The sequence below is a fragment of the Akkermansia biwaensis genome, assembly GCF_026072915.1.
GTDB classification, from domain to species: Bacteria; Verrucomicrobiota; Verrucomicrobiia; order Verrucomicrobiales; family Akkermansiaceae; genus Akkermansia; species Akkermansia biwaensis.
In genome coordinates, this window is record NZ_AP025943.1 from 2,543,544 (window position 1) to 2,559,114 (window position 15,571).

Sequence of the window (15,571 nt, forward strand, 5' to 3'; positions counted from 1 at the left end):
GACTGCTCCATGTTCGATCTTCCCCACAACTTCGGCGACTACACGCTGGTGGCCCTTGTCGGCCGCACGCGGGGGGGCATTCTTTACCAGGCCATCCAGCAGGGCATGGACCGTTCCGTATTCATGGAATTGCTGGTGCCGGACAATCCGGAAGGAGTGACGGTGGAGGATTTCATCATGAAGGCCCGTACGCGCGCCGCCATCAACGTACCGGTGCTGGGGACGGTGTACGAGGCTTCCCAGGTCCAGGGCTACTGGTTCGTTACCAGCGAGCAGCTGGGAGGCTTTTCCCTCCAGGCCATGCTGGACCGCCGGGAAACCCTGTCCGTCAAGGATATGCTGAAAGTGATTGAAACGGCAGGGACCATTTGCGGCAAGTACGAGCGTTTGCAGACGGCGTTCAACCTGATGGAGCCGCGCCATATCTTTGTGGATGACAAGTCCTGCGTGCGGGTGATGAACACGGCCATGCCCGGGAATTTTCATGAGGAGCAGTCCTGCGAACAGATGAAAAAGCTGGGAGAGTATCTTCTCCCCTTGGTGACGCCGGACGTTCCCGGCGCCACGCGCATGGCCACCCTGCTGGGCTGGATGCGCGACGGGCAGAACGGCAACCGGATACAGTGGGAACAGGTCATGGAGCTGATAGCCGCTGTCCGGGAGCAATTGGGGCTTTCTCCCCGCGCAACCACCCACCGCTATACCGTCCCGGCGGAACCGGCCAGAAAATTCCGTATGTGGATGATCTGGGCCGGAATGGGAGTTCTGGCCGCCGGTGCGGGCACGGCCCTCCTTCTTTTCTCTGGTCCGGCCGCAGAAACGGCCCCGTCAGGACCGCCTCCGGCTCCGAAACATTATCCGGATTTTTCCGCCAGCGACCATACGGAAGTTCCCGTCACTATTCCCGGTACGGGGGACCTCATCGTGGGAGCCCATGAGATCACGATGGAATCCTACCGGTTGTTCCTGGACCAGTGGTCCCGGCTGACCCCGGAGCTGAAGGAAAAGTATTCCCATCCGGATCAGCCGGACAAGCAGAATGCCACCCATGTCCCCAGTGACTGGGAAGCCATGTGGAAGGCCGCCAGCACTCCGGGCGGCAAATGGAAGGGAAGAAGGATCACTCCCCGTTCCCCCGTCGTCAACGTCACTTTCTGGGATGCCTGGGCCTATGCGGCCTGGAAACCCGTGGAGCCCGGGGAACCGCGCTACCGCCTGCCTTCCCGCCAGGAATGGATGGCTCTGGGGGCCCTGATGGAAACGGGCGAAAAGGGGGATAAAACCCTGGTCATTGACAGGTACAGCAATGATTATGATCTGAAGACCGGCATATGCGGCATGGCCTCCGGCGTGATGGAATGGACCTCTTCCGTGGAAAAGGACCCCGCGCGCGTGAAGGAACCCCCGGGCCCAGTCGCCTGCGGCGGAGACTGGAGGTACCCGGGCATTACGGACAAGGTGGAATACCTGCGTTCGCGCGACGAATGCCGGGACAACCTGGGATTCAGAATCGTGCGGCCCGTACGGTGATACATTTTCAACAGACAAACACTTATACACTTCAATCACGATGAAACATGTTCTCACATTCATGATGCTGGCCCTGCTGGGGGCTTCCGGCGCCCTGGCCCAGATAGCGGTCAAAATCGTTCCGGAAAAGAAGACCTTCCTCACCGGGGAGGCCAATTACATGAGGCTGACGGTGACCAACAATTCCGGCACGCCCGTTGAACTGAAAAGCCGCGAGTATTCCTCCTGGCTGGACATTCACGTGGAGCACACCACCGGGGGAGCCATGCTTCCGCAGTCCCGCTTTGCCGTCTTTCCTCCGCTCAACGTGCCTGCCGGCATGAGCGTCTCCCGCAAGATTGACCTCCGGCACTTCTACAATTTGTCCAGGGAGGGGAATTACCATGTGCAGGCCGTGGTGAAGATGCCCAATGAAAAGGACATGTTCGCCTCCCAAAAGGCTCTGTTTTCCATCCGTACGGGCACGCCCATGTGGTCCCAGACGGTCAGCATTCCGGGAAGTGTCAAAAAGTGCAAATTCTCCGTATGCACCATTCCGGAGCGGGGCATCCAGAAGCTGTACATCCAGACCAGGGATCCGGAGACGGGTGTGGCGTATAATGCCGTATGCGTGGGGAGCTGGCTGGGCACCACCCGTCCGCAGTGCCTGATAGACGGGAAGGCCAATGTGCACGTCTTTTTCCCCACCACCCCCACACTCTGCGCCTATGCACGCATCAATTACCGGGGGATGATGGAAAAACTCCAGTATTTCAAGAAAGTTGTGGGTATGCCCAGCATGGTGTTCCTGCCGGACGGCAGTGTCCGTGTGACGGGCGCCGAGCATTATGATCCTACGGTGCAGCCCAAGGCTGTTCCGGACGCATCCGTGGTGCCGGGGATGTAACGGAAAATACCCGGGCTGTGGATTCCGGAGGGGAAGGGGGAACGTCCGCGGACGCCGCTGATCCGTGTGCATTCCGGGAGCGGCCCGCTGGGCGGACATGCCGCAAATGCTGGATTGCGCCGCCGGGGCAGGATGACTTCCTTCTTTCCTGCCTGTAGGAAAGAAAGGGAAAAGAGGAAATCAACAGGGGAAAATCATTCCTTTATTTCTCCGGCCTAGGTTCCCGGGCGTTTTTCAGAATGCGTTGCACGCTCTCCTGCACCACATCGATCGGCAGGGCGTAATTTTCCGCCCGGTTCACTCTGGCGATATTCATGCCGATCAATTCCCCCTTGAGGTTGAGGAGCGGTCCTCCCATCAGCGTAAACCGGGAGGGAGTGTCGTGCTGGAGAACCATCGGAAAATCGTCGCGCCGTTTGTTGAACCCGCCGCTGATTTCGTCGTTGGACGTTTCCGGAACCTGGTCCCCCAGCGCCTTGCGACGGGAACCCAGCGTGACGGTGTAGGAAATTTCCCTGTCCTCGCGCCTGACGCGCAGCTTGAGTTTTTCTCCGATGGCTTTTTTCGATAAAATGGGGGAAATGTCTTCCAGCGTGGAGACGGGGGTTCCGTCCAGGGCTACAATCCTGTCTCCGGCCAGGGCGCCCGCCTGGAAGGCCGGCCCGTCCTTGACCACTTCCTGAAAAGAGCAGGATTCTCCAAATACCACGCCCAGATAAACCGTATCCTTGTTCGGGATGGGGCGCCGGGCGGCGCTGATGGTGCCCAATTGGGGGCGTCGGGAAATTCTGGTGGTGGATCCGTTGCTGACTACGAGCGTTCCAAGGGGGACATCGCTGCTCACGGGGCCTGGCGCGGGAAGGCCGGCCGCATCCACCTTGACCAGAGCAATGTCCGTGGCCGGGTCCGTGCCGACTACCTGGAAGCTTTCATACTTGGAGGAACCTATGCGGATGAGCAGTCCTTTGTGGGATTCGAATTCGGACGCCTTCGTCGCGATGTAGCCGTCCGGAGTCAGGATCACGCCGTAGGCCACTACGTCGTGCCTGGCAAAAAAGACGGCGCTCAAATCCTGCAACCGTGCCCGGACGGGCTCAATGGTTTTCAGAACGACTTTGCCGTTGATGCGCTGTTCAAAGTCCAGGCTGCCATTACCTCCTTCAGCCGAGGCGCAGGGTGTCCATAGCGCCGCCAGAGGAAACAAACATGCATAAGAGAGAAATTTCATGGCAGGGAAATGAATAGAATTAACCGTTCCGGTCGGGAGACGCTTCCTTGACTTCCTCCGGAGGAGCCGTCAGGGCGTCAAATTCTTTCATGGGAACGTGCAGGTTGTCTTCCAGCCCGGAACCGACCCGGCTGTGAATACCGATCAATTCCCCGTTCAGGTTGAAAAGGGGGCCTCCGGAATCGCCTCGGATGAGTTTGCAGTCCGTCTGGATGACGTCGTTTTTCAGGGAAACGATCCGTCCCAGGCGCACCATGGGGCCGCGTTCCCGGTCCAGTCCGCCGCCGTGGCCCAGGGAAAAGACCCAGTCGCCCACCTGCGGCTGGTTTTCAGCCTTCTCCACAATAGGAAGGTTTTTGTTCAGCCTGGTGGAGATTTTTGCAATGCCCGCATCCGAATCACTGTTCTCCGCCGTGGTTTTTCCCGGTATGCGGGTACCGTCCGGCAAGATGATTTTGAGGACGGTATCTTTTTTGCCGACTACGTGGGCGGCGGAGAAAATCAGTCCCTTTTCGGAAACCAGAATGCCGGTTCCGCTGCTGTTGTTTACCTGAATGCACACCAGCGCAGGGAGCACTTTGGGGAGCACGGCCTGAAGCTGGTGCTCAATTCTCTGCAAATCTTCCACGGATTGGGGCGTGGTACGCAGGATTCTGGATGATGCAGATTCAGACTGGGCCGCACCCTGCTGCATGGCAGCCAGCAGGGCCGTTCCGCATAACACGGTGGAAAGGCAGAATCTTCGCAAGGTCTTTTTCATGATACCGGATTATTGTTCAGAAGCGGGAATTTCCTGCTTCCGGCCATCCGCCTGTCCGGTCCCCATGATGGAGTCGTAACAGGTAATTCCAATGGCCAGTCCCGCCAGCGTGATGAAGGTGATGAACAACTCTTTCATATTTTCTCTAACATAGAATTTGCCGCATCGTCTGACGAGAGAAATTCATTGATAAGGCACACTTTCTCATGACAGAACATTCGGAACGGAGAGAGGCGCAGTTGGAAAACAGGAAAATAAAGGTTGCTTTTTGCCGGTATTGGCGTATAAACCGTTCAGCGACGCGGTCTGCGTCACTATCCATCCAAAGCGGATGTAGCTCAGGGGTAGAGCGCAACCTTGCCAAGGTTGATGTCGTGGGTTCGAATCCCATCATCCGCTCCATTTTTTACTGTGAGTCTGTCCTGGCGGCAGACTTTTTTGTTGCGCAGAAGGGCGAAGGGGGATGGGAGTTTGTTTTTAAGAGGGTGGAAAAGGAGGCGGCTGTAAAGTGCAGGTGAGAAAGGCTTTATGGGAGGAATAGGGAGATGGACGGAATGGACCTAAGGGACTTAATGGACACAATGGAAAAGGGGAAACGCTACCCGTCCATTAAGTCCATTGTGTCCATTCCCGCCCAACAACAAGGCCGCCCCGGTTCATCCCGGGCGGCCCTGTGGTTTTGCAGCAGAAGCGGCGTTTCCGCCGCTCCTCCGGCACCTTAACCTTCTTTAGAAGTCGTAGCGGTAGCCTATGCTTCCGTTCAGGGAGCTGGCTCCGTCTCGGATGTCCGCGTTGCCGTTCACAAAGATCGTCCCCTGCGTCCCTACCGGCACGCTCAGACCCGCTCCTATCTGCAACGCCGTCCTCCCTACTTTCGCTCCACGCACTTGCTGCGTGTAGCCGGGGTTGGCCAGGAAGCCCACTGCCGTTTCTCCACGGTCGTCTCCCAGGTCCTGGGCCGCGTTGACACGCAGTTCCGCCAGCGCTTCCCTTCCGAAGAGGTTGCTGCCTACAAGACCCATCCACCGGCCGCCCAGGGCAAGCGTGCCCGTCGTCCATTCCTGCTTGTCCACGCTCAGACCCGCGTTGCCCGCTCCCGTTTCACGGTAGCCGTCCATGCGCGTGGTCACCACCGAGGCGTTGAACAGGGGCTGCAGGATGCTGCTCCTGTCTTCGTTGAGGTAGATGTCGTAGGTGAGTTCATACATCGCTCCAAGGCCCCAGCCGTTGGTGCTGCCTTCCGTTCTGTAGCTGCCCGCTCCGTAGTCCACCGTCCGGTTGAGTTTGGCGTCGTTCCACCCGCCCGTCAGGATGAGCGTGTGGGCCCATCTCTTGCTCTGGTAGCGCCCGAAGAGGTTGGCGTAGTAGCTGTCCAGGTGGCCATCGGCCGTGTCCGCCGCGCTGGCCGTCAGGTCGCCGTAGTTGGCCGTGAAGGCCGCCCCCATCGTGAAGGAGTCGCTGAGGTCCACGTCCACCCCGAAGGTGCCTCCCCAGGTGGTGAGCTTGTAGCCGCTTTCATCACCTTTAGTGTCCAGCTGGGCGTAGGAGCCCGTGCCTTCCATCCACATGTGGAAGTAGGGAAGGTCTTCGTTGATGTAGGCGGGGTTGACGCCCATTTGGTTGGTGCGGTTGCGTATCCATCCCATTTGTTCGCGCAGGGCGTCGCGCTGGGCAGTGCCCAGCGCGTTGACTGTGGAGCCGGCCACGGCGGCCAGTTTGCGGGTGGCTGAGGCCATATTCCCGTTTTCCATGTCTCTCGCAATGGAGTCGGAAATCAGGTAGAGGTTGGAGGTCTGGTCTCCCGCAATGATCCATTTGCTTTCGTTCAGCAGGGCGCCTCCCGCGAGGGAGTTGTGCGTGGTGGAAGCGGCAAGATAGGGACTGTCCGTACGTTCGTCGCCCAGGAGGACGATGTTGCTGCCCTGGGCTTCCAGACGCAGATTGTAGAGCAGGGACAGGAAGCCGGCCGTGAGCTTGTGGCCGCTTCCCAGCGTGGCGGTCGTTCCGCCGTTCCCTTCCATCAGGACGAAGTCCAGTGTACGGTTTTCCGCATTGAAGGAGGAAGACGCGTCGTTGTAAAGATTGATGGAAGCGTCTCCCACATGGACGGTGCCCGCGGAGGATACGGCTGCTCCCAGCTCGGAGGAGGAAGTAACATTCATGTGAATGTCCAGCGTGGAGCCGTCACCCATGAAGAAGTCTTTGGTGGTATGCAAATGGGGCACCCCGTTGTCGGAAACCAGGCTGAGCGTACCGACGTTTCCGACGACTACATGGCCGTAAGTCACGCCGTTGCCCCGGAGAACCAGCGTTCCCTGAGTGATGCCGAGGTTGACGTCCGCAGAGCCGGGACCGACCAGTGTCTGGGAACCCGTTCCGTTCATCTGAATGGTACCTGTATTCCGGAAGATACCGGAGAAGACGGCGGAAGCGTTGTGCAGCTCAAGCATTCCCCCGTCGAGATCAACGGTGCCGTCCCCTGCCAGGGCGCCCAGACTGAGCACGCCGTCCACCGTAGTGGACGCGCCGTCCCGGAGAGCCAGCGTGGTGTCATTGCTGATGGAGCCGTCCTGCGTCAGGGAGAAGGTGTTTCCGGCGCCGCTCACGGTGAAGGTTCCGCTTCCCGTAACGGCCATACTCAGGGCGGTGGTGGAAAGGATGGTCAGTTCCGAGCCGCTGCCCAGGTTTATCATTCCTTTCTGGGGCGAGGAAGAGTATGCCATCAGGCTGTCCACGAAAGCGGTGGCGTTTTTACCAAGAGTGAGTCTGCCACTTGTTATATTCAGTGCATCAATGCTGCTGCCCGTTCCGTTCAGAACCAGCTCGCCGTCTTCCATAACCGTGGCCTGCGCTGTTGTCAGCTTTCCGCCGATGGATAGCGTGCTTTCCACTACATCCAGGCTGCTTGTCCGCACATTGCCGCCGATGCTCATGGCATATTCGGCCCCTTCTTTGCGGATGGCCGCGTCTCCTTCAATGGAGCCTTGGTAGGTGGAATGGGTGATATCTCCGGCGTTGACCAAGATAAGGGTCAGCCCCTCATTGCCGCCCGTATTGATCTGGGCGGAGGACGAGGCTCCTTCCAGATTTTTGAGCTGCATTTCCTCCGTTCCGGTTATATCGATATTGATAATTCCATTGTTGTGGATGCCCCCCATGGACTCCATTATTGTCTTGTTCGTATCGTTAAAAGTCAGGGGAGGATCATTTTCTTTCTGAATCAGCCAGTCGGAACCTCCCTCCTTGGGTTGCAATACCAGGGAGCCTCCGTTGGAGGTGACGCTGGAATCGAAGAAGGAGCCGTAGATATTATAGGGAGTATCAAAGCTTATCGTGGTTCCGCCTCCCAGGGTCAATGTACCGTTGGTGATGTTGATGAGGGGAGAATTATTCGGATCTTTCAAAAGATACTCCGCAGCACTGTCCGTTAATTGGAGCAGCAGATTTCCGGATAGGGTAACGCTGCCGTCTGCGGCAGTGGAGAAGGAAAATACCGCGCCGCTGCCGTCTCCCACCATGTCCGAGGAGATGCCCAGAGTGGAATTGGACAGGGAAATGTTCCCACTGCCAATGTTTGTGACGCTGGCGGCCTTGTCTTCCGTGCGGCTGGCTGATCCTTGGTAGGAGTTGAGCTTACTGCCGGACATGCCGCCCAGGGAAACGGAAGAGGGTTCCCTGTCGGGCGTGTCCTGCCGGATAGAGATGTTCCCCGTGGCGTTCTGCGCGTTTGCCAGGGAGCCGTAGCCCAGGGAGATGTTTCCGGCCAGAGCCGCTCCGTTCATGTTCAGGGTGCCCCCGCTGACGGTTGTTTCTCCGGTGTAATTGCTGCCTGCACCGATGGGAAGCGTACCGTCTCCATCCTTGACCAGGGAGCCTTCGCCTCCCACATTTCCTGTGAAGGTGATGTCCGTTTTGTTGGTGTCAATGGTGTTCGTGGTACCGTCCGCCAGAGTAACGGTATTTGAACCCACGCTCTGCGCCCATTGTTCTGTGGCCCGGATGGTGACATTGTTGAGCTCCAGAACCGTATTGGCGTTCAAGTTCAGCCCTCCGGCGCCAAGTTCCGCTACGGTATTTTGGCTGTCTTCTCCTGTACCGCCGCCCAGAATGAGCGTGCCGGCCCGTGTGCTTCCGATTCCGCCCGCGGCTACGCTGGCTCCGGAAAGGACCAGTTTCCGGTCGGCATTGTTATTGGGGTTGAATGTGAGTACGTGGTCCCCGCCGATCAGGTTGCCGGAGATGGTGGAAGTTCCGGCAATATAGACAATGATGCTGGCGTCGGCGCTCAGGGTGAGATTTCCGGAAATGGTGGTGTTGTCCATGCGCAGAGCTCCCGCCTTGTCATTTCCCGTGCCCGTACCCGTTCCGGCGATCGTGAAATTCTGGTTCCACGGGGTGCCAGCCGAGCTTTCGTTATCCATGTAAAGGTGCGTGCCGGATTCCACCGTAATTGCCTGGATGGATGCCAGGCTGTCTCCGGTTTCACCATGGAATCTCAGGTTTCCACGCAAGACGAGTTCTCCTTCGAATCCTGCAAAAACGGCATTGTTGATTTTGGTCTCATCCTGCCCCGTATTGTCGAGGATAATTGTTCCCGTACCTGTGACGTTGTTGGAGAAAAGGGAAGTGGTTTTCCCGCCGCTGGCATTGACGGCATAGAGCAGGGTGCTGTCCTGGCCCACCTCTATGCCTCCGGTTCCCAGTGCGGTTCTGGTTGCGTAGTCAAATGACAGGGTGCCGCCCGTGATTTGCGTTCCCCCCGTGTAGGTATTGGAAGCATTTCCAAGGACGAGCGTTCCATCGCCGGACTTGACAAGTTTTCCTGCGGAGTTTTCCGCCGTATCGGACAGAAGGCCGTTCAATGTGGCCGTTTTGTCTCCGGAAATGGTAAAGATGCCGTCTCCCGTCATGGAAATGCTGTTGGCAAGGGTAATGCCGTTGCCCAGCGTGAGGCCTGTTCCTGTGGCCATGGCAACGCTTCCCGAGCCGAAAGCCTGTGCATGGTTGACGGCTATGTTGCCTTTGAGCAGTTCCGTTCCTCCGGTGTAGGCGTTCGCCGTGTTGATCGTCAGGGTACCGTCCTCCGCGTCCATCGTCAGCTTGCCGCCGCCCGTGATGGAACCGCTGCCGCCGAATACGTAGCCGTCCGCAGTGACCGTGATGGAGCCGGGGCTGACGTTTCCGGAAATGGCGACGGAGCGTTTGTCCGCAGCCGCAGTTCCGTCAAATGTGACATGGTCTCCCGTGTAGAATTTGTTGTCGCCGTTGCCGGTGATATCCCAGGGGGAATTTTCAGCGGTTCCTTCCGTTATCCAGATACCCTCTCCGCCGCCATTCCAGACCAGATTTCCGTGTTCACCCTTCTCCGTCACATTCAGGACAACGGATTTTCCGTCGTCCGACAGTGAAATGGTGGCGGCGGCCCCGCGGTTCAGGCCGAGGAAATGGAGCTCACCATTGCTGGTGAAAGTTCCCGTAGTGGCGGTGAACAGCGTGTAGGCGTCTTCCGTGGAGGAGGCAAGGTCAATGTTGAAGGAAAGGCCGCCTACTTCCACTGCTCCAGCTCCCGTATAGGTGAGCTGGTCGTTTTCCGCCCCCATGATGTCCATGAAGATGTTCACTCCCGTACCGAAGGCCGGTGAAGAGACACTTACATGGGAAAGGGTGCCGGAGCCGCCAATGTTCAGGGAACCGCCCGCAATGTTGACATTGCCCGCGGTATAATCCCCGGCGGCGTTGCCGAGCTGCAGCGTTCCTTCCGAAGAGGTGATCCGGCCGTTGTTCGTTCCCGCGAAGATGAAGGTTCCGGCGCCGGACCTGACCAGGCTGACCGTATCGGCAATCGTCCCGGTGAAGGTGTTCAGACCATCTTTCTGGACGAGGTTCAGCGTATCGGGAGAATCGGCCGCTACTCCGGAACTTTCCCCCGCAATAATGCCTTTTCCGTTCAATCCGGCTATGTTGCCGGTTTTATCCGCATTGTTGATCTGCAGGTAGCCGTCTTCATTGAACAGGTTGACTGTGGCGTTGACCAACGCGTTCTGATGGGCCAGGACCAGGGCTCTTTTCTTTACGGGAGCGTCTCCGGTCCCATCAGGAGAGCCTACGTTCACCGTACCGGTAAAGTCCGTGTTTTCTCCGGTGATAAATAATTTCCTATTTGCCAGGTCATCGGTCCCATTGTTTACGGAAAGATATTGAAGTGTGCCTTCACCGCTCAGTGTCCCTGTCAGTCCGATTGTTTTTGCATATTGGGTAGTGATATCTACGACGTCCGTGGCGGATTGTCCGATCCGGATATTGCCGGAGAGCGTGTACTGGTAGGAACCCTCGGTCGGACCGGAGGAGTTCCCGATATAGATTTCCGCACCGTTGAGCAGATCAATGTTGTTGGAGACGGAATGGAGATTGTTGCCGTTGCCGTTCAGCTTCAGGGTGGCGTCTCCCACCACGATATCGGCCCCGGTGAATTCCAGCTTGCTTCCATTGGCGCTCCCCAGTTGGAGGGTTCCTGAAGAAACCTTCACGACACCCTGGTAGTCCGCCAGGGCAGAGCTGGTATTGATGATCAGCGCATTCGCGCCCATTTTTTCAAGCTGGCCGCCGTTGCCTTTGATGTTCGCGGTGAATGTAATTGCGCCGTTGGTGCTGTCAAATGCCAAGGTTCCCTGCTCAATGGTTAAATCCTTCTCAAAAGTGTTCGCTGAAGTTGGTTTGAGCGTCAGGGCTCCGTCACCGGTTTTGACGTAGGCAAATTTACTGCGCGTATATGCGGACCACACCACGTTGTTTCCATTGGTGTCAATCCGAATGGTATCCTTGCCAGCCGTTACAGCGTTCATGTTGTTGGATATGTCTGTGGTGACGCCTTCTCCGTATTTGACCGTACCTCCTCCCCAGACGATTTTTCCCGTTCCCAGCACGCCATCGGCGCCCAGCTCCAGAACGCCTCCATCCAGATTGATGGTGCCGGAGAAGTTGGTGTTGGATGTTTCAAGGCGCAGGGTGGAAGTCCCGGATTTGCTGAGGGTTCCGCCTCCTGCCATGGCTCCGGTCCCTTTCAGCGTGTAGCTGGTGGTGTCGGAGTTAAAAGTAAGTCCCGCAGGCGTTACCGTGCTGGAAATGAGGGCTTCAACAAGTGTCTGTCCCTCCAGGGTTCCGAATATGACGGTATCCTCATCCGTGTAAACGGCGTTCCCGTTCCAGGGGGAACTGTCCGGGGTGCCGTTCAGAGTCCACACGTTATTGCCTTCCGCCCCTGTCCAGGTCAGTTCGGCGGCGGTGGCGGCATGGGGGGTGGAAAGACATGCGAGGAGAGCTGCCAAAAGCGTCATAGGTAAGTGCAATTTCATGACAGAAAATGTTGGTGTATTGCGTTTAATTATTTTTATATATAGCTGGTAATAAAAGACTAGAGGTAGATCTGGTCTTTTGTAATAAAAGACTATAAAAATAGAAAGCAGGTGTCAACCTAATTATTGATGTTAAGTGGATACGGGACTTATTATTTAGAGACAATATTGTACTTTGAATGAGAAGAAGTTGTTTGAATCAATCCAACATTTTCCTGCCGGGGGATGGAAGCCTGCCGCCTGCCCGGGATGCCTGGTTTCTACGAAGAAAAAAGCGTTTTGTTTTCAATAAAATAGATGTAAAGGCCAGTAGTACGGCTTATCTGTGTGAATAGAAAATTTAACCGGGCGGGCCGGGGAAGAGAAGAGGCTGCCCGGCAAGGAAGCCGATTGGCTTCCTGTTAACTTTAAACGGCAGGAAAAATCCGGAATATGTTATTCGGGAAATACGGTTGCCGGGCATGGCCGGACACGCTGCGGGGAAATGGGGAAAATGTATGTTCACCTCCGGTCATTGTTCCTCCCGGGGTTTTTCCCAGGGGCACATTTCCCCCGGTTCCACCCGAAAGAGGGGGTGGGGGAGGATGAATGGAGCTGTGAGCAGGGAGGCGTAACGGAGGAGATCCCTTTTCCGTAGCTTGTTCAGGAGATGGCGGAATTCGTATTCCAGTTGCTTGTCCGGCAGGAGAAGAAGGGGGAGCGGTTCCATGGGTGTGATTTTCTGAGGGTCGAAATGGTAGCCCCTGCGGAGGGATTCGTCATAAACGGCTTTCAGGTAGGCGTCCAGCGTTTGAAGAGGATGGGGAGTTTCCCGGAAACGGTGGAGCTGGGGATGATGGATGTAGCCTTTGGTCTGGCCGGAGAGCACTTTCCGGGCCAGCAGACCTTCCCGCCACAGGGCGACCAGTCCGGCGGAATCCAGATATGACGGGTGAAGGGACCAGAGCCTCATGATTTTTTGGACAGCAAGGGGCATCCGGGCGTTGAAGGGGAATAGGGGGAATATTCCGGATGTTTCAGGCCAGGGCGATTTCTCCCTGAAGGTTTTCCGCGTTCGCGGGGGAGGGCGTTTGTTCCGCCGCGGGCACGGGTTCCGGGGCGGAAGTTTCCTGCGTCCGGGTTTTGACGGCTTCCAGGATGAGTTCCGCGGTGCGTTCCAGGCCGTAGTCCGATGTGTTGATGCACAAGTCGTAAAGGCGCGCGTTGCCGAGTTCCTGGCCGGTGTAGTGCAGGCAGTGGTTGCGGCGGCGAGAGTCCATCGTGTCCATTGTCCGGGCTACGCTGCGGGGAGAGACGCCGTAGTTTTCCACGACGCGCTGCATGCGCGTAGCGGGGTCGGCATGGAGGAAGACGCTGAACAGGTTGGGACGGCCTTTCAGGATGAAGTTGGCGCAGCGGCCCACGATGACGCAGGCGTGTTTGGCGGCGATGTCCCGGATGACTTTGCTCTGGGCCAGGAAGGTTGCGTCTTCCGGCGGCTGTTCTTCCGCCGTGTAGGCGTAGTTCTGGGCGTAGAGCTCGTAAAGGAAGCGGCTGGCGAGCTGTTGTTCATGCCTGCGGATGTAGTCCGGCGTGAGGCCGCTTTGCGCCGCAGTGAGGTACACCAGTTCCGAGTCGTAGAATTGGATGCCGAGCCGTTCCGCGATCATGGCGCCGATGGCGTGGCCGCCGGAGCCGTATTCCCGGTCAATAGAGATGACCAGAGGCGCATCCGGAGCGTAGGCCGCCGTTTCCGCGGAAGGCAGGGGTTCCCGCATGGCGCCGGGCCGTGCGGCGCGTTCCAGCAGCCTGTCCAGCCAGAATACGTGTTTGTTGAAGAACCGGACGATCATGCCCACCAGAATGGCGGCCACGACGGTTCCTTCCCGGATGCCGGAGAGGCCGTGCAGCAGGAAAAACGAACAGGCGAGGCCGATGCAGACGAGCGTGCAGTCCATGCCGGTTTTCACGGCTCCGAATTCCCATTTGAAGAGTTTGACGAACGCCAGGTTCATGCCTTCCGCCGCCAGCAGGACGGCGTCCGCCTTGACCTGCATGAAGACTCCGAAGCCCAGAATGACGCAGCTCAGCAGGCAGATTACTGCGGACCAGGCGTACCCCGCCGGTTCCAGCGGAGATACCAGCCACATGGAGAAGTCCGTCAGCATGCCGAAGACGAAGACCACGGGGATCTGGAGCAGGTGGACGGGCCGGAACTGCCTTTTGAGCAGGGCTGCTTGCACGGCGACAAAGCTCAGGTGCATGAGGATGGTGATGGTCCCCATGCTCAGCGGGAGGGCCAGGCTGAGGACATAGGGCGTGCAGGAGATGGGGGAAACCCCCAGGCTGGCCTTGGCGGACAGGGCGATGCCCAGGGACATGATGAAGAGGGCCGCCACCAGGACGAAGCTGCGCAGGATGTGTTCTCCAATGCTTCTCCGTACGTGATAGTCTGCCATGGTACCGGATGTTAGTCCTTATGTCAGCATCAAGTCAAGGGTTCAAAAGCCGGAATTCCGGTGGCCGCTTTTTTTCATTTGCTTTCACATGGATGCTTCAGGCATGAAGGATGGCGGACGCCTGTGATTCCGCCCGGAAACCCTGACCGGGAATAGACATGGGAAACGGCTGGAGAAGCGAAGCCGCGCATGAAGGAGGGTGCGGGGGAAGAGGCCGTTTTGCCTGTTTCCGTTCGTACCGGGATTTTGGATCCGGGGTGGGGCGGGAGGTTTTCCTACAGCTCGAATACCGGGTTTTCCACGGCGTTTTTCACGGCGATGAGGAATTGCACGGCCTGTTTTCCGTCCACCAGGCGGTGGTCGTAGGAGAGGGCCAGGTACATCATGGGTCGAATGGTGATTTGGCCGTCTCGGACGACGGGGCGTTCCTGGATGGCGTGCATGCCCAGAATGCCGCTCTGGGGCGGGTTCAGGATGGGGGTGGAGAGCAGGGAACCGTACGTGCCCCCGTTGGATATGGTGAAGCACCCTCCCTGCAGGTCCTGCATGGAAAGGGCGCCCTTTCGTGCTTTTTCCGCCAGCGCGGCGAGTTCCAGTTCCAGTTCCGGGAGCGTTTTCCGGTCGCAGTCCCTCAAGACGGGCACCATGAGGCCCTTGTCCGTGCCGATGGCGACGGAGATGTCGTAGTACAGGTTTTCCACGATGTCCGTGCCGTCTATTTTGGCGTTGACCTGCGGCACTTCCTTGAGCGCCTTGACGGCGGCCTTGATGAAGAAACCCATGAGGCCGAGCTTGGTGCCGTACCTTTCCCGGAAGGAGGCGTTGAATTGCCTGCGCAGTTCCATGACGGCGCTCATGTCGCATTCATTGAAGGTGGTGAGGATGGCCGCCTGGTGCTGGACTTGTGCCAGCCGGGCCGCGATGGTGCGGCGCAGGGGGCTCATGGGTTTCCTGATGAAGCGGGGTGCGGCCTGTTCCGGCCCGGCGGATTGCTTTTCCCGTAGCGTTTCCGACGGTTCGTGCGCCTGTTCCGGGAGTTCCTCCGGAGGAGATGCCGCCTTTTTTACGTCCGGCTGCGGGGTGTTTTCCGGTTCCGGAAGCACGGTGGCCTCTTCCTTTTCCGGAACGGAAGTTCCGGCGGACGGGGCAATGCGGCCCAGAACGGCTCCGATGGGGGCTTCAGCTCCTTCCGGTACGAGGATTTCCAGCATGCCGTCCTCATCCGCTTCCAGATCCGTGGAGACTTTGTCCGTTTCCAGCGTGACCAGGGTGTCTCCTCTGGCTACTGCGTCTCCGGAGCCCTTGTGCCATGCGGCTACGGTGGCGGCGGTGATGGATTCTCCGAAACTGGGGATCAGGATGTCGCTCATGGGATGG

9 protein-coding genes and 1 tRNA gene are annotated in these 15,571 nt (G+C 58.0%); 3 read left to right on the forward strand and 7 right to left on the reverse strand.

From position 1 onward, the window contains the following. Nucleotides 1-9: 9 nt before the first annotated feature. Together OQH67_RS10545 and OQH67_RS10550 are read left to right on the forward strand one after the other, a co-directional pair. Nucleotides 10-1,530 (forward strand): SUMF1/EgtB/PvdO family nonheme iron enzyme, encoded by a 1,521-nt coding sequence (locus OQH67_RS10545; protein ID WP_215437814.1) that lies wholly within the window; start codon nucleotides 10-12, stop codon nucleotides 1,528-1,530. Nucleotides 1,531-1,570: 40 nt separating this feature from the next. Next, the gene (locus tag OQH67_RS10550) at nucleotides 1,571-2,416 is read left to right on the forward strand and encodes a hypothetical protein (RefSeq protein ID WP_067572203.1); all 846 of its coding nucleotides are present in this window, start codon (nucleotides 1,571-1,573) and stop codon (nucleotides 2,414-2,416) included. A 202-nt stretch (nucleotides 2,417-2,618) separates the two neighbouring features. Here OQH67_RS10550 and OQH67_RS10555 read toward each other — a convergent pair whose 3' ends face one another. The 3 genes from OQH67_RS10555 to OQH67_RS10565 are packed head-to-tail and all read right to left on the reverse strand — an operon-like array spanning nucleotide 2,619 to nucleotide 4,542. Continuing rightward, the gene (locus OQH67_RS10555; RefSeq protein WP_215437817.1) at nucleotides 2,619-3,644 is read right to left on the reverse strand and encodes a S1C family serine protease; all 1,026 of its coding nucleotides are present in this window, start codon (nucleotides 3,642-3,644) and stop codon (nucleotides 2,619-2,621) included. A gap of 19 nt (nucleotides 3,645-3,663) precedes the next feature. After that, on the reverse strand, nucleotides 3,664-4,404 hold the full coding sequence (locus OQH67_RS10560) for a S1C family serine protease (protein WP_215437819.1): 741 nt from the start codon (nucleotides 4,402-4,404) through the stop codon (nucleotides 3,664-3,666). A gap of 9 nt (nucleotides 4,405-4,413) precedes the next feature. Next, nucleotides 4,414-4,542: a hypothetical protein gene (locus OQH67_RS10565; RefSeq protein WP_257226992.1), complete on the reverse strand. Its 129-nt coding sequence runs from the start codon at nucleotides 4,540-4,542 to the stop codon at nucleotides 4,414-4,416. Nucleotides 4,543-4,731: 189 nt separating this feature from the next. Between OQH67_RS10565 and OQH67_RS10570 the strand changes: the two genes are divergently transcribed. Next, a tRNA-Gly gene (locus tag OQH67_RS10570) sits at nucleotides 4,732-4,806 on the forward strand. 326 nt (nucleotides 4,807-5,132) lie between these two features. Here the strand turns inward: OQH67_RS10570 and OQH67_RS10575 are convergent. The 4 genes from OQH67_RS10575 to OQH67_RS10590 form a co-directional block, all read right to left on the reverse strand. Next, nucleotides 5,133-11,738: an autotransporter domain-containing protein gene (locus OQH67_RS10575; RefSeq protein ID WP_215720091.1), complete on the reverse strand. Its 6,606-nt coding sequence runs from the start codon at nucleotides 11,736-11,738 to the stop codon at nucleotides 5,133-5,135. Nucleotides 11,739-12,267: 529 nt separating this feature from the next. Further along, nucleotides 12,268-12,708: a pyrimidine dimer DNA glycosylase/endonuclease V gene (locus tag OQH67_RS10580; protein WP_215436354.1), complete on the reverse strand. Its 441-nt coding sequence runs from the start codon at nucleotides 12,706-12,708 to the stop codon at nucleotides 12,268-12,270. A gap of 64 nt (nucleotides 12,709-12,772) precedes the next feature. Then, nucleotides 12,773-14,194 carry a cytidylate kinase family protein gene (locus OQH67_RS10585; RefSeq protein ID WP_215436351.1) on the reverse strand — a complete coding sequence of 474 codons (1,422 nt, stop codon included), beginning with the start codon at nucleotides 14,192-14,194 and terminating at the stop codon, nucleotides 12,773-12,775. 275 nt (nucleotides 14,195-14,469) lie between these two features. Further along, entirely contained in the window at nucleotides 14,470-15,564 is a 1,095-nt protein-coding gene (locus OQH67_RS10590; protein ID WP_215436348.1) for a 2-oxo acid dehydrogenase subunit E2, read from the reverse strand. Nucleotides 15,565-15,571: the final 7 nt, after the last annotated feature.

Coding starts and splice junctions, on each gene's coding strand:
- OQH67_RS10545 (WP_215437814.1), top strand. CDS start 10: ATGTTCGATCTTCCCCACAACTTCGGCGACTACACGCTGGTGGCCCTT.
- OQH67_RS10550 (WP_067572203.1), top strand. CDS start 1,571: ATGAAACATGTTCTCACATTCATGATGCTGGCCCTGCTGGGGGCTTCC.
- OQH67_RS10555 (WP_215437817.1), bottom strand. CDS start 3,644: ATGAAATTTCTCTCTTATGCATGTTTGTTTCCTCTGGCGGCGCTATGG.
- OQH67_RS10560 (WP_215437819.1), bottom strand. CDS start 4,404: ATGAAAAAGACCTTGCGAAGATTCTGCCTTTCCACCGTGTTATGCGGA.
- OQH67_RS10565 (WP_257226992.1), bottom strand. CDS start 4,542: ATGAAAGAGTTGTTCATCACCTTCATCACGCTGGCGGGACTGGCCATT.
- OQH67_RS10575 (WP_215720091.1), bottom strand. CDS start 11,738: ATGACGCTTTTGGCAGCTCTCCTCGCATGTCTTTCCACCCCCCATGCC.
- OQH67_RS10580 (WP_215436354.1), bottom strand. CDS start 12,708: ATGAGGCTCTGGTCCCTTCACCCGTCATATCTGGATTCCGCCGGACTG.
- OQH67_RS10585 (WP_215436351.1), bottom strand. CDS start 14,194: ATGGCAGACTATCACGTACGGAGAAGCATTGGAGAACACATCCTGCGC.
- OQH67_RS10590 (WP_215436348.1), bottom strand. CDS start 15,564: ATGAGCGACATCCTGATCCCCAGTTTCGGAGAATCCATCACCGCCGCC.